Source organism: Streptomyces sp. C1-1 (assembly GCF_050214755.1).
GTDB lineage: Bacteria > Actinomycetota > Actinomycetes > Streptomycetales > Streptomycetaceae > Streptomyces.
Window position 1 is genome coordinate 7323098 of the sequence record NZ_CP189826.1, and the last position, 13702, is coordinate 7336799.

Annotated in this window: 11 protein-coding genes; 3 read left to right on the plus strand and 8 right to left on the minus strand. The window is 73.1% G+C overall.

Going from position 1 to position 13702, the window contains the following annotated elements; translation table 11 throughout:
• Window positions 1–20: 20 nt before the first annotated feature.
• The 5 genes from ACQF4J_RS33230 to ACQF4J_RS33250 form a co-directional block, all read right to left on the minus strand.
• On the minus strand, window positions 21–1535 hold the full coding sequence (locus tag ACQF4J_RS33230) for a phytoene desaturase family protein (protein ID WP_427167509.1): 1515 nt from the start codon (window positions 1533–1535) through the stop codon (window positions 21–23).
• Window positions 1536–1565: 30 nt separating this feature from the next.
• Entirely contained in the window at window positions 1566–2183 is a 618-nt protein-coding gene (locus ACQF4J_RS33235; RefSeq protein WP_351562218.1) for a DUF4126 domain-containing protein, read from the minus strand.
• A gap of 360 nt (window positions 2184–2543) precedes the next feature.
• Entirely contained in the window at window positions 2544–3179 is a 636-nt protein-coding gene (locus ACQF4J_RS33240) for a TetR/AcrR family transcriptional regulator (RefSeq protein ID WP_351562215.1), read from the minus strand.
• 47 nt (window positions 3180–3226) lie between these two features.
• A complete protein-coding gene (locus ACQF4J_RS33245) occupies window positions 3227–5311 on the minus strand; it encodes a YhgE/Pip family protein (RefSeq protein ID WP_427167510.1) in 2085 nt (694 codons plus the stop codon).
• Window positions 5283–6020, minus strand: coding sequence for an ATP-binding cassette domain-containing protein (locus tag ACQF4J_RS33250; RefSeq protein ID WP_427167511.1), 738 nt, complete (start codon window positions 6018–6020; stop codon window positions 5283–5285). The genes ACQF4J_RS33245 and ACQF4J_RS33250 overlap by 29 nt, the downstream gene beginning before the upstream one ends.
• A gap of 171 nt (window positions 6021–6191) precedes the next feature.
• Between ACQF4J_RS33250 and ACQF4J_RS33255 the strand changes: the two genes are divergently transcribed.
• From ACQF4J_RS33255 to ACQF4J_RS33265, 3 genes are all read left to right on the plus strand, one after another.
• Window positions 6192–6758, plus strand: coding sequence for an SAV_6107 family HEPN domain-containing protein (locus tag ACQF4J_RS33255; protein ID WP_351562207.1), 567 nt, complete (start codon window positions 6192–6194; stop codon window positions 6756–6758).
• 176 nt (window positions 6759–6934) lie between these two features.
• Complete coding sequence (locus tag ACQF4J_RS33260) at window positions 6935–7705, plus strand: methyltransferase (protein ID WP_385239349.1); 771 nt, start codon at window positions 6935–6937, stop codon at window positions 7703–7705.
• A gap of 276 nt (window positions 7706–7981) precedes the next feature.
• The gene (locus ACQF4J_RS33265; protein WP_351562203.1) at window positions 7982–8374 is read left to right on the plus strand and encodes a DUF3040 domain-containing protein; all 393 of its coding nucleotides are present in this window, start codon (window positions 7982–7984) and stop codon (window positions 8372–8374) included.
• Window positions 8375–8641: 267 nt separating this feature from the next.
• Here ACQF4J_RS33265 and ACQF4J_RS33270 read toward each other — a convergent pair whose 3' ends face one another.
• The 3 genes from ACQF4J_RS33270 to ACQF4J_RS33280 are packed head-to-tail and all read right to left on the minus strand — an operon-like array spanning window position 8642 to window position 13559.
• Window positions 8642–11146 (minus strand): transglutaminase TgpA family protein, encoded by a 2505-nt coding sequence (locus ACQF4J_RS33270; protein ID WP_427167513.1) that lies wholly within the window; start codon window positions 11144–11146, stop codon window positions 8642–8644.
• Complete coding sequence (locus ACQF4J_RS33275; protein ID WP_351798715.1) at window positions 11143–12522, minus strand: DUF58 domain-containing protein; 1380 nt, start codon at window positions 12520–12522, stop codon at window positions 11143–11145. Before ACQF4J_RS33275 ends, ACQF4J_RS33270 begins: the two co-directional genes overlap by 4 nt.
• A complete protein-coding gene (locus ACQF4J_RS33280) occupies window positions 12522–13559 on the minus strand; it encodes an AAA family ATPase (RefSeq protein ID WP_351562196.1) in 1038 nt (345 codons plus the stop codon). The genes ACQF4J_RS33275 and ACQF4J_RS33280 overlap by 1 nt, the downstream gene beginning before the upstream one ends.
• Window positions 13560–13702: the final 143 nt, after the last annotated feature.

Genomic DNA, 13702 nt, shown 5'->3' on the forward strand with positions numbered 1-13702 from the left:
GGCCCCTCAGCGCCGACCGCTCACTGCGACCCCCGGAACTCCGGGCCCTCCACGATCAGGCCGGCCACCAGCGCGCCCGACATGCCCGCGTGCGGAAGCCCGCCGCCTGGGTGCGACCAGCCGCCGACGGTGAACAGGCCGGGAAGCGCGGTGGTGTTGGCCGGGTGCAGCAGGGCTCCCTCGCCCGCGGCGAGCGCCGGCGGCGGGACCGCGCCCCCCTCGGCGCCGGTCGCCTCGGCGACGTCGGCCGGGGTGCGCACCTCGTGCCACAGCAGGCGCTCGCGCAGATCCGGTACGGCCCGCTCGGCCACGTCGATCAGCTTCTCGGCCAGGTCGGCGAAGACCTCCGACTCCGCCCCGCTCCCGTCGGGCTGTGCCGGCACCACTGAGGTGAGCGTGATCGCCTCGTGGTCGGCGTCCGGGACCAGCCGCGGGTCGTCGGGACGCAGGACGGTGAGCGTGGGGCGGCCCGCCACCCCGGACGGGGTTCCGAACAGGGCGTCCAGCTCGGCCTCCCGGTCGGCCGCGTGCACCACGGTCCGGTGCGCCGTCCCCTCCGGGCGTCCGCCGCGCAGCGCCAGCAGCACCGTGAGACGGCTCGGCAGCCCGCGCCGCGCCGGGACATCGCCGTCGCCCCGGACGGCCGAACCCCGTACACAACGGCTCAGCGTCCCCGGCGCGACACCGGCCACCACGAAGTCCGCCTCCGCGACCGTCCCGTCCGACAGCTCCACCCCCGTCGCCCGGCCGTCCTTCTCCAGCACGCCCGTCACCTCGGCGCCGAAGCGGAACTCGACCCTGCGTGCCACGCACCGCTCGTACACGGCGCGCGCCAACTCCCGCATGCCACCGCGTACATACCAGAGGCCGAAGGCGTGCTCCATGTACGGCAGGACGGCCGCGCTCGCCGGTGTGACACGCGGGTCGAGGCCGTGGGCGAGGGCGTGGCTCTCCAGCAGGGCCGCGAGCCGGGGGTCCCGCAGCTCCCACGCGCCGACCTCGGCGAGCGTGCGCGCCCGCCGGGTGCGCAGCAGCCGCTTGTGGGCCACCGCCGGATAGGGCTCGCGCTCGGCCAGCACCGACCAGTCAGGCCACAGCGGCTCCTCCAGCAGCGGCCGCCGGGTACGGTCCCAGGCCTCGCGGGCCCGCACCAGGAAGTCGCCCCAACGCTCGCCAGCGGCCGCCCCGAGCGCCTCGTCCAGGGCGGCGACGACGCCCGCGCGCGAGGCGTTCGGCAGGGACACCCGCGTGCCGTCGGCGAAGACGTGCCGGGAGGACGGGTCGACCTGGACCAGCTCGACGCGGTCCTCCAGCGGCTCCTTGCCGGTCTTGACGAACAGATCGCGCCAGACCGCGGGCAGGGTCAGCAGTCCGGGACCTGTATCGAAGCCGAAGCCGTCGCGCTCGAAGCGGCGCACCGCGCCGCCGTACGTCTCCGTACGCTCGTACACCGTCACCCGGTGGCCCGCGACGGCCAGCCGGGCGGCGGCCGCCATCGCGCCCGTCCCGGCGCCGATCACCGCAATCCGTCCCATGCCCGCGACTTTATCGACCGCCACCGACAGTCACGGCACGGGAGGTGAACCGGGCTGTGCGGCGAGCCGCCGTTCCTCCCGCCGCTGGGCCCTGCGCCGCAGGAACCGCCGGATCCGGGAGACCAGGAACACCAGCACCACCAGCCCGGCCAGCAGCAGCGCGCCGGCGAGCGAGGCCGCCGCGAGCGGATGGAACATCGCGAACGTCACGATCCCGCCGACCCCGAGGTCCTCGGCGATGCTGATGACGATGTTGCTGAACGGTTCCGGAGAGGTGTTGACCGCCATCCGCGTCCCGGCCTTGACGGTGTGGCTGGCCAGCGCCGTGGAGCCGCCGATCAGGCCCGCCACCACGTCGTTCACCGAACCGCTGTGCCCGGCGAGCAGCGCCCCGACCCAGGCGCCCGCGACCGGCCGGACCACGGTGTGCACCGAGTCCCACACCGAGTCGACGTACGGGATCTTGTCGGCGACGGCCTCGCACAGGAACAGCAGGCCCGCCGCGACGAGGACCTCGGGCCGCTGGAGCGCCTCGGGGACGTCGTCGCTCACCCCGGTGGCACCGAACACGCCGAGCAGCAGCACCACGGCGTAGGCGTTGATGCCGCTGGCCCAGCCGCTGGTGAAGACGAGAGGGAGTACGGACACGGACGCGATCGTAACCAGTGGGCGAAGCGGCGTCCTGAGGATGAGCACGCAGACCTGAGTATCCGTACTCAGGGGGAGAGATGAGTACGCGCGCGGATGGGGGCCGACCTGCGCGAACGAGAAGGTGGAGACACGGAAAGGGGCGCGGCTCCGGCACCGGCGACACGGGGCGCCGGAACGGAGCGGCCCACGATCCGCTCCTTCCGCCGGCCGCGGTCGGCGGGAGCGAGGCACGGGGGAACCCGGGGGAACGACCGCAACGGGGGTCCCAAGGGGGGACACGGGGGAGTACGGAGAAGCGCCGGTTCGAGGTGGCCCGCGGGGGACGCGGCCACGACGGACCGGCGCTTTCCGTCGTGCTCAGTCCCGGTCGCGGCCGCTGACGCGGCCCTGCAGCAGCCGGGACAGCGCCGCGTGCACGTCGTCCAGGGAGCGCTCCGGCTGGAAGGACTGCCAGTCCAGGGCGGCCACCAGGACCATGCCGACCAGGGCCGACGCGGTCAGCGGCACATCGATCTCGTCGCTGAACTCGCCGCCCTCCACGCCGTCCCGGAGCACGCCCTCCACGACGGCCACCGCCTGCTGGCGCACCACCATCAGCGTGGACTGCCAGGCCCGGTTGGTGCGCCACAGCTCGGCCACGTAGAGCTGGGTGAAGGCCGGATAGCGCTCGATGAAGACCAGGCCCGCCCGGATCATCGCGTCCAGCGCGTCGACCTTGCTGCCGCCGTCCCGCGCCGTCTGCTCGGCCGCCTCGCGCAGGGAGGCGGTCAGCAGTCCGACGCCGTGCCGCAGCAGTTCCTCGAAGAGGACGGACTTGCTCGCGAAGTTGTAGTAGACGGTGCCCTTCGCGACCCCGGCCCGCTCCGCGATCTCGTCCACGGTGGTGGCGGAGAACCCCTGCTCGGCGATGAGGGTGACGGCCGCCTCGTAGAGCTTCTGCCGGGTGGCCTCGCGGCGCGTGCTGCCGCCGGTCGTGGGACTGCTGCGTTCCATGGCCCCGATTGTCACAGGTACGCGCGTGCGCAGGGCCTTCTTCGGGATCACAGGGTCAGCTCCGGGTGCAGCCGGTCCAGCGTCCACACCTGCCGGCGACGCGCCGACAGCGCGGTCAGCGCGAGGGAGCCGGCCGTGAAGGCGACGAGCACCACGCACGCGTGCCAGACGGGGACGAGACCGCCGCCGGTGATGAGCCTGCGCAGGGCCTCCACGATGTAGCTCATCGGCAGGAAGGGGTGGATCGCGTTGAAGAACCCGGGGCTGGTCTGCACCGGATACGTGCCGCCCGCCGAGGTCAACTGCAGCATCAGCAGGGCGAGCACGAGGATCCGGCCGGCCGCCCCGAAGCGCGCGTTCAGCCACTGCACGATCGCCGCGAAGCACGCCGTCACCAGGAACAGGAAGCCCACCGTGCCGGCCGCCCGGGCCATCTCCAGGCCGATCGCCCAGTGCAGGACGGACATCAGGGCCACCGTCTGCAGCACGCCGACGGCCACCACCGGCAGCCAGCCGGCCAGCGCTATCCGCCAGGCCGGGGCGCCCGTGGCGAGCGCGCGCCGGTTCATCGGCGGGATCAGCATGTACGCCACCATCGAGCCCACCCACAGGGAGAGGGGGATGAAGTACGGGGCGAACCCGGTGCCGTAGTTGGGCGCCTTGTGCAGGTCCTTGGATACCAGCCCGACCGGATCGGCCATCACCTCGGTGCGCCGGTCGCGGTCCTTCTTGTCGTAGTCGGGGATCTTGCCGGCACCGTCGTGCAGGCCGCCCGCGAGCTTCCCGGAGCCGTCGGCGAGCTTGTACATGCCGCCGTCGAGGGTCTGGGCGCCGGTCTCGAGCTCACCGATGCCCTTGTCCAGGGCCGAGGCGCCGGAGCCCGCCGTGCCGAGTCCCTGGTGCAGCTTCTTCGCGCCCGCGGCGACCTTCCCGGCGCCCTCGTTCAGCTTGTTGATCTTGGATACGGCGTCGGTGAGGTCCTCCGACAGGTGCGGCGCGCGGTCCGCGAGCGCCTGGGCCTGCCGCTGGAGGGTGGCGAGGTTGCCGTCGAGCTTCTTCAGGTCGCCGTCCTGGTCGGCGATCAGCGTGTTCAGGTCGTCGGCGATCGTCGCCACGTCGGCGGCGGCGACCTTCGCCTTCTTCAGGTCGGAGCAGGCCGGGTCCGGCAGTACGGGGTCCTCGCAGCGCGCCCGGTAGACGGCGTCGAGCGCGTCGGAGGCGGTGTGGGCGCCCTTGGCGGCGGCCGGGGCCGTCCGCACCAGGACGTCGAGGTTGTCGCGGATGCCCTTGGCGGAGTGGGCGACCAGCCGGGCGGTGTCGCCGATGGTCTGCTCGTTGTCCTTCAGGTACGGGCCCACCTTCTTGTCGACCGCGTTCACCTTGTCCGCGAGCGTCTGCGTGCCGGCCGCGACCTGCCGCGAGCCGTCCGCCAGGTCGCCGGCGCCCTTGTGGAGCTTCGTCAGCCCCTTGACCAGCTTTCCGCTGCCGCCCTCGGCGTCCTTCAGCCCGTCGGCGAGGTCCTTGGAGCCCTTCTTCGCCTTCCCTATGCCCCCGTTGAGCTGGTCGGCGCCCTTCGCGGCCTTCACGGTCGCCCCGTGGATGTCGGAGAAGGAGATGAAGATCCGGTCCAGGAAGGAGCGTGAGGCCTTCGTGGACGCGGCCGTGCGCACCTCGTTGAAGACCGTCTTGGAGATCTGTCCGACGATGTAGTTGTTGGCGTCGTTCGTGCGCACCCGCAGCGCGCCCGTCTCGGGGGCGTCGCCCGCGCTGGAGGCGATCCGCCTGCTGAAGTCGGCCGGCATGGTCAGCGACAGGTAGTACGTGCCGTTCTCCACGCCCGCGCGTGCCTGCGCGTCGCTCACCTCGTGCCAGTCGAAGACCTCACTGTCGCGCAGCCCCTTGGTGAGGTCGTCGCCGGCCGTGATCCGCTTCCCGTCGGCGGTGGCCCCCTTGTCGTCGTTGACGAGCGCCACCGGGATGCGGTCGAGACGGCCGTAGGGGTCCCAGAACGACCACAGGTACAGGGCGCCGTAGAGCAGCGGCAGCACCAGCAGGGCGACGAGCGCGGCCCGCGGCAGCTTCCCCCTGCCGAAGCGCCGCAGCTCAAGAGCGGCCAGTTTCGGCGAGCGCATCGGCCTTCTCCTTCCCCGACGTGCTCACGTTCATGGTGTCCTCCGGGGCCTGGCTGCAGACGGCCAGCACCGTGGTCCCGGCCCTGGCGACGGACCGCAGCAGCGCCCAGACCTCCGCCTGTTCGGCGTCCGAGAGCTTGAGGTCGGTGTCGTCGACGCCGAGCAGCCGCGGGCCGCCGATGAGCGCCAGGGCGACGGACAGGCGCAGCGCCTCAAGCCGCTCCAGGTCGCGTACGGCGGTACGCGAGCCCTTGGGCAGCGTCTCCGTGTCCAGCCCGGCGGCGGCGAGGGCGGCGTCTATCCGCAGCCGCGCCTCCAGCAGGCGCTCGGCGCGCGGCCGCAGCAGCTCCCGCAGCGAGTCGCCGAACCGGCGCTGCAGCAGGGCCCGTTCGCGCAGGTGCTCGCCGACGGTCAGGGCCGGGTCGAGGTCGGTCAACCCGGCGACGTTGGCCACGGCGCCGACCCGGCGGACGGCCGCCAGGTGCTTGGGCAGTTTGCAGTCGCCGACCGTGGCCACTCCCTCGGTGGGCCTCATCCGGCCCGTGAGCGCCAGCAGCAGGCAGGTGCGGCCGGACCCGGACGGGCCCTCGATCGCGAGCAGCGAGCCGGGCTCCGCGTCGAACGTGACGTCGCGGAAGGCCCAGCCGCGTGGGCCTTCGAGCCCGAGGCCGCGGGCCGTGACACCGATTCCGGGCACGGTTTCCCCCATCCCTGGATGTGTACAGCAATTGAACTGACTGGTCAGTGCAAAAACTACTCCGAACCTTCGATCGAAGCAAAAGCCCAGGTCGGAACGGATTGTCAGTGCCATACCCCACGATGGACACATACGGCATCCCGTATGTGGGCATGCCGTCACGCAGACGACAGGAGGTTCGTCATGGCCAGTTACCCCGCAGCAGCCGCCCGCCGGCGCCGCGCCACCGGCCCTGCCCCCTCACTGACCGGACCGGCCAGCGACGTGCACCCGGTGCTCCGCCGGGCCGCCGCCCCGCCCGCCGCCCTCGACCTGCTCGCCCAGGCCCGCGCCGGACTGGACGAGGCGGCGGTCCTCGAGACGCCCAACGAGCGCTACGCCACGGCCCACCTCGCCGCCCTGCGCACGGCCGCCGCGGTCCTCGCCGCGCGAGGCCGCCCGGAGCTCACCCCAAGGCGCCGGGCACGCATCCGGAGCGCTTGGGAAGTGCTCCCCGAGATCGCGCCCGAACTCACCGAGTGGAGCGCGCTGTTCGCCTCCGGGGCCCGGCGCCGCGCCCGGGCCGAGGCCGGTATCCAGGGCGCGGCAAGCCGCCGGGACGCCGACGACCTCATACGCGACGTGGCGATGTTCCTCCGCCTCGTCGAGCGGATGCTCGTCCTCCAGCCGGTCCTGCCGCAGCCCCGCCAGGACACGGACCACCCGGGGACGGAACCCGACACCGGCCGGGACTTCCCCGACACGGGGTGACGCGTCCCGCCGTACGAAACCTTCCGCAGGGCGCACCGCACGGTGACCAGGCAGGGCGTCCGAGGCAATAGGGTGGAGAACGCCTGAAGTCTTCCCCGCCGCGACAACCGGGCAGGGAAGGCAGCCCGTTCGCTCCGCCGTGCAACAGGCGGTGCCGCGCCGAGGAGTCAACTGCCGTGTCGGACCCGCTACGACCTCGCGCCTCTCTCCGTACCGCCGTGGTCTGGGAAGTCCTCCAGGACGCCCTCGACCGGCGGGTCAAGGCCACGGGCCGCGACGCGCTGGACGTCCTCGACACCGGAGGCGGCAGCGGCAACTTCGCGGTGCCCCTCGCCCGCCTCGGCCATCGCGTCACCGTCGTCGACCCCAGCCCGAACGCGCTGTTCGCGCTGGAGCGCCGCGCCGCCGAGGCCGGCGTCGCCGACCGGGTGCGGGGCGTCCAGGGCGACGCGCACGGCCTCTTCGACGTGGTCGAGCGCGGCAGTCACGACGTGGTGCTGTGCCACGGCGTCCTGGAGTACGTCGACGACCCGGCGGAAGGCCTGCGCAACGCGGTCGCCGCCCTGCGCCCCGAGGGCGTCCTCAGCCTGCTCGCGGCCGGCCTCGGCGGCGCCGTGCTCGCGCGAGCCCTCGCCGGCCACTTCAAGGAGGCCCGGCAGGCGCTCGGTGACCCGAACGGCCGGTGGGGCGAGGGCGACCCCGTGCCGCGCCGGTTCACCGCCGAGCAGCTCACCGCCCTGGTCGAGGGCGCGGGCCTCCGGGTCGGCGCCGTGCACGGCGTGCGGGTCTTCGCCGACCTCGTTCCGGGCGTGCTGGTCGACACCGAGCCCGGTGCCCTGGAGGCGCTGCTGAAGCTGGAGGAGGCGGCGGCCGAACTCCCCGCCTTCCACTCCGTGGCCACCCAGCTTCATGTGCTCGGTGAGACGCGAGGGGCCGACGAGGCCTGAGTCTCCTCCCGAGACGCGCCGCTGATCAGCGCGTTGGCTGCGCATGGAGTACGCCACAGGCCCCCCGTTCGGGGGCTTGGAGCCGTATGATCGAGGGAGATCACCCGGCATGACGGGTCGGTCGCTGGGGAATGGAAGATTCAGCGAGCCGGGCCGTCGATGGCGGATTCCGGTTGGCCAATTGGCGCAGAGGGGCGGGTTTCACGGGGGCGATTCCCTGCCTATCCTGAAGGGACCCCCGGGTCGCCCCGGCGACTGCACGATGAGGAGGACTCCGTGCCGCTCTCGGAGCACGAGCAGCGCATGCTCGAGCAGATGGAGCGAGCGCTGTACGCCGAAGATCCCAAGTTCGCGTCGGCGCTCGAGGGAAGCGGGCTGCGTACGTACACCCGGCGGCGGGTCTACCAGGCGGTCGCGGGCTTCCTCGTGGGTATCGCGCTCCTCATGGCTGGAATGGTCGCCAAGCAGGTCTGGCTCAGCGTGGTGGGCTTCCTCGTGATGCTGGGCTGTGCGGTACTGGCCGTGACCGGCTGGCGCAAGGCACCCAAGCCGGGTGAACAGCCCACCGCGGGCGCCCCGCAGGCGCGCCGCCAGGGAAGGCCGAAGCGCTCCATGATGGACCGGATCGAAGAGCGCTGGCAGCGGCGCCGCGACGAGCAGGGCCACTAGCGCTCCCCATACCGATGAGGGGGTGACCACCCACCGGGTGGTCACCCCCTCATGTATGCCTGACAGCCGGCCGCCGGGGGCGCTCACCCTGTGCCCGGCGGCAAGGCCTGTCCATCGGCGCCCGACGATCGGCCGTCAGGCGCTGCCCTGCACCCGCGGGCCGACCGTCGGGGCGAGCACCTGTGCCCGGGGCCGGCCGTCCGGGCGAGCACCTGCGCCCGGGACCGGCCGGCCGGGCGCTCAGCCTGTGGCCGGGGCCCGGGGTCGTCAGCCGCTCTGCTGGCCGGACGGGCGTCGAACCAGTGCGGTCCAGCGATCGGTCGTGCGGCGTTTGAAGGCGCTCCAGCGGTCGGAGGTGTCCCAGAGGGCGCGGACCGCCGACCGCGGCGCGAGCACCGCGCGCACCCGGGTCGTCCAGCTCGCCCGCGAGCGCAGCGCCGCCCGCAGCCTGCCGACGTCGTCGGCCAGCCCGGGCGCCGCGTGCGGCCGTGGCGCGAACAGCACCTGCTCCACCGCGCTCGCCACCCGGTGCACCGACTCCGCGGCGGCCGGTTCCAGCTCCCCGAGCCGCACGATCCGCGCCGCCGCCTTCCGCGGGGTCAGCGCGTCGTCCGGCACGATGCCGTAGTCCCAGGCCGTGTCGGTGAGCTCGCGCCACACGGCCAGCACATGCCCGGCGGCCACCTCGGCGGCGTACCGCGCCTCAGCCTCGACCGTCGTCGAGGAGCCGGTCAGCGTGACTTCACCGGCGCCGAGGCCGTGCGCGGCCCGCTCCTTGCGGCCGCGGGCCGACACCGCGCCCGAGGCGGAGTGCTGGGCCGAGGCCAGCCGGACCGTGCGCCGGCGGATGCGCCACAGCATGGGCAGCAGCGGCACGACGACCGCGAGCAGACCGAGGAGCGCCCATCCGGCGATCTCGTACCAGGCCGGACCGCCACCACCCGGCGTGGCCGTGTCCACCGGGAGGGCGTTGCCGCACTCCTGGAGCTTCTTCTGCTGCACCCCGCAGCTCGTGGTCGCCGACGGCGCCGCCGACGCGGACGCGCCCGCCGACTGCGAGCTCCGCGGCACGTCGGGAAGGCTGTTGCCCGGCGTGTCCGACTGCGTGTACGAGGGCGTCACGCCCCGGTTGGGGGTCGGCTCGAAGCGGGTCCAGCCCACGCCCTCGAAGTACAGCTCGGGCCAGGCGTGGGCATCCTTCAGGCCCACCGACACCGAACTGTCCGACTGCGGGGAACCGGGCGCGAAGCCGACCGCGACCCGGGCCGGGATGCCCAGGCTGCGGGCCATCGCCGCCATCGCGAAGGAGAAGTGGACGCAGAAGCCCTCCTTGTCCTTCAGGAACTTCGCTATCGCCTGCGGGCCGGTGCCGACCTGCACCTGGGTGCTGTACTGGAAGCCGCCGTTCACGGCGAACCAGTCCTGGAGCTTGACCGCCTGCTCGTAGTGGCTCGTCGAGCCCTCGGTGACCTTGCGGGCGGTCGTCCGCACCACGTCGGGCAGCGACTTCGGCAGCTTGGTGTACTCGTCCTTGAGCGCCTTGGGCGGCTCCGGAGCCTCGGCCAGCTGCTCCGCCGTCGGCTGCACGTCGAGGCTCTTGACCAGATAGGTCTTGCCGCGGGTGGTCTCGCCGTGGTCGCCGACGAGCGTCATGCCCACCGGTTCGTAGCGCCACTTGCCGCCGACCTGCACGCCGCTGGGCGGGTAGGGCATCGGCAGCCAGTCCTGGGCGTACCAGTCGGCGGCCGAGATTCGGGTCTGGATCTCCGCGCGCTTGACGTCGGGCCCGAGCCCGGTCGGGGTGGGGAGCTTGTCCGGTACGCCGGTGACATGCCGCTTGGAGGGCTTCCAGGTGCTGCCGTCGAAGTCGTCCAGGGACACGATCCGCAAGTACAGGTCGGCGACGTCGCCGTTGGTCTTCAGGGACAGGACCTGGCGGTCCTCGTCCACGTTCAGGCTGTCGCGCAGGGACACCAGGGGGTTGACCGCGGAGATCGTGCCCCCGCTGCCGTTGCCGGCGCCCACGCCCGTCCCGGCGCCGTCCAGCAGACCGCCGCTCATCGAGGGCAGAACGGCCGGCACCACGAGGGCGAGCCCCAGGGCGAGCACCCCGATGCGCCGCCCGGTACGGACCGGCGCCACCGCGCCGGGCTCCCCGCCCGGGGTGCGCGGCGCCCCGCCGAACACCCGCCCCCACTGCGAGAGCCGGTCCCGGCCCTCCGCGAGGAGCAGCATCAGATAGCCGGCCGCCGCCACCAGGAACCACAGCCAGTCCGTACCGCCGTCGGACAGTCCGGCCGCGACGGAGTACAGCGCGAGCAGCGGCAGCCCGGCGGGGGCCGCGCTGCGGAAGGTCACCGCGAGGGTGTCCACCGCCAGCCCTATGATCATGACACCGCCGAGCAGCATCAGCCGGATGCCGTGCGACTCCAGCGGCGCGGGTATCGCGTACCGCGCGATGTCGTCGCCGCCCTGCTGCAGCAGATCGGCGAAGTGCCGGAACGCCTCGGGGCCGGGCACGATCCCGATGAACGCCTGCCGCCGGGCGAAGACCAGCGTGAGCATCAGCAGGGTGACGACCGCCTGCGCCGCCACCGTCAGCGGCCGGGCCAGCGGCACCCTACGGGTCGCCGCGCCCACGCCGGTCTGCACGCCCAGCATGAGGGCCGCCTGCAGGATCCAGGTGGCGGGCGTCACCAGCGGCAGCAGGGCGCAGGACGCCATCAGCGTGGCCGCCCACGCGCACAGTGCCAGTCGTGCCCGCCCGCTCATGAGCCCGCCCCCTCGGCGTTCGCCGCGCTCGCCGCGGCCACGCCCAGGCCCGCGCGCTCGCGGTCCGCCTGCCGCCACAGCTCGCTCAGCGCGGTGCCGCGCGGCACGCTCAGGGCCGTCCAGCCCGCCTCCCGCAGCATCCGCAGCCGCTCCTCACGGCGGTTCAACGGCCCGGGCACGTCGGTGGGTTCCCGCACCCACGCGTCACTGTCCAGCAGGAAGGCGACCGCGCCCCCACTGCGCTGGCGCATCTTGGCGACGATCGCGGCCTGTTCCTCGTCCAGGTCGCCGAAGAAGGCCACCAGCAGCCCCTCGTTGCCGCCGCGCAGCACGTCGTACGCCCGGGACAGGCCCGCGCCGTCCGAGTGGTCGACGACCGCGAGGGTGTCCATCATCAGCCCGGCCGCGTCGGCCGTCTCCTGGCTCGCCCCCGCGAACCCGTCGGCGCCCTCGCCGGGCACCGAGTTGCCCGTGTCGGTCAACAGCCGCACGGAGAAGCCCCGTTCCAGCATGTGCACCAGGACCGAAGCGGCGCCCGAGACGGCCCATTCGAAGGCCGAGTCCGGGCCCGCGCCGCGGAAGCCGATGCCCCGGGTGTCCAGCAGCACCGTGCACCGGGCGCGCTGCGGCTGCTCCTCGCGGCGCACCATCAGCTCGCCGTAGCGGGCGGTGGAGCGCCAGTGCACGCGGCGCAGATCGTCGCCGTAGCGGTAGCCGCGGGGAATCACGTCGTCCTCGCCGGCCAGCGCGAGCGAACGCTGCCGCCCGTCGCCGTACCCCTTCGACTCACCGCTGAGGCGCACCGGCGGCAGCGCCTCCACGCGCGGGATCACCGTCAGGGTGTCGTAGGAGGAGAAGGAGCGGGTCAGCTCGCACATGCCGAACGGGTCGGTCAGGCGCAGCTGGAGCGGGCCCAGGGGGTAGCGGCCGCGCAGGTCGGAGCGGACGCGGTAGGAGACCTCGCGGCGACCGCCCGGCTCGACGCGGTCCAGCACGAAGCGGGGGCGCGGGCCGAGGACGTAGGGCACCCGGTCCTGGAGCATCAGCAGGCCCGTGGGCAGCCGGGAGACGTTGTCCATCCGCAGATGGACACGGGCCTCGCTGCCGGCGGGCACGCGCGCGGGGGAGAGGCGGCGACTGCCGGCGACCCGGTAGCGCGTGCGGTAGAGGAAGACCGCGCAGACCAGGGGCAGCGCGGCGAGCAGCAGGCCGACCCGCAGCAGGTCGCTCTGTCCGAGGACGTAGGCGCAGATCGCGGCCGCGATGCCGGCCGCGAGGAAGGAGCGTCCGCGGGTGGTCAGACCCGCCAGGGCGGTGCGGATGCCGCCCTTCTCACCGCGGTCGGCGTCCGCGGGCCCGCCCGCCCCGGTACTCATCACAGCCTCCGCGGCGGCTGCTGGCCGTATGCCGGCGTGCCGTGCCCGAGGCCGCCGAAGCCGCCCTGCTGGGGCGTCGCGGGCACCGGCGTGCGCTGCAGGATCTCCTGGACGACCTGCTCGGCGGTGCGGCGGTTGAGCTGGGCCTGGGCGGTGGGCAGCAGCCGGTGGGCCAGGACGGCGACGGCGAGTGCCTGGACGTCGTCCGGCAGGGCGTACTCCCGGCCGCTCAGGGCCGCGGAGGCCTTCGCCGCGCGCAGCAGGTGCAGCGTCGCGCGCGGCGAGGCGCCGAGTCTGAGGTCGGGGTGGGTACGGGTGGCCGTGACCAGGTCGACCGCGTAGCGCCGGACCGTTTCCGCGACGTGGACCGAGCGGACCGCCTCGATCAGCTTGACCATGTCGTGCGCGTGCGCCACCGGCTGCAGGTCCTCCAGCGGGGACACACCACCGTGCACGTCGAGCATCTGCAGCTCGGCCTCCACGCTCGGGTAGCCCACCGAGACCCGGGCCATGAAGCGGTCGCGCTGGGCCTCGGGCAGCGGGTAGGTGCCCTCCATCTCCACCGGGTTCTGCGTGGCCACCACCATGAAGGGGCTCGGCAGCTCGTAGGTCTGCCCGTCGATGGTGACCTGGCGCTCCTCCATCGACTCCAGAAGCGCGGACTGGGTCTTGGGCGAGGCGCGGTTGATCTCGTCGCCGATCACGATCTGCGCGAAGATCGCTCCGGGCTTGAACTCGAAGTCACGGCGCTGCTGGTCCCAGATGGACACGCCCGTGATGTCCGAGGGCAGCAGGTCCGGAGTGAACTGGATCCGCCGCACCGAACAGTCGATGGACCTCGCCAATGCCTTGGCGAGCATGGTCTTGCCCACGCCGGGGACGTCCTCGATCAGAAGATGTCCCTCGGCGAGCAGTACGGTCAGCGAAAGCCGTACGACCTCGGGCTTGCCCTCGATCACTCCTTCCACCGAACTGCGGACCCGCTCCACAGTGGCAGTCAGATCACTAAGGCTCGCTCGATCGTCATAGGTCGTCACCCGGCCCTCCTCGGCCCGTTCTTTCATGGGCCGATGCACAGATGTACGCCCCGGCCCACCCCGAATCACGGACACCACGCGGGAAAAGTTCCGCGCGGCGCCACACCCCGCATTCTTGCTGCCGTTACCGTTTCGTGTCACTC

What these genes read in the sequence shown, in the direction of transcription:
- ACQF4J_RS33230 (WP_427167509.1), bottom strand. Translation starts at nt 1,535, where the DNA reads ATGGGACGGATTGCGGTGATCGGCGCCGGGACGGGCGCGATGGCGGCC.
- ACQF4J_RS33240 (WP_351562215.1), bottom strand. Translation starts at nt 3,179, where the DNA reads ATGGAACGCAGCAGTCCCACGACCGGCGGCAGCACGCGCCGCGAGGCC.
- ACQF4J_RS33245 (WP_427167510.1), bottom strand. Translation starts at nt 5,311, where the DNA reads ATGCGCTCGCCGAAACTGGCCGCTCTTGAGCTGCGGCGCTTCGGCAGG.
- ACQF4J_RS33250 (WP_427167511.1), bottom strand. Translation starts at nt 6,020, where the DNA reads ATGGGGGAAACCGTGCCCGGAATCGGTGTCACGGCCCGCGGCCTCGGG.
- ACQF4J_RS33255 (WP_351562207.1), top strand. Translation starts at nt 6,192, where the DNA reads ATGGCCAGTTACCCCGCAGCAGCCGCCCGCCGGCGCCGCGCCACCGGC.
- ACQF4J_RS33270 (WP_427167513.1), bottom strand. Translation starts at nt 11,146, where the DNA reads ATGAGCGGGCGGGCACGACTGGCACTGTGCGCGTGGGCGGCCACGCTG.
- ACQF4J_RS33275 (WP_351798715.1), bottom strand. Translation starts at nt 12,522, where the DNA reads ATGAGTACCGGGGCGGGCGGGCCCGCGGACGCCGACCGCGGTGAGAAG.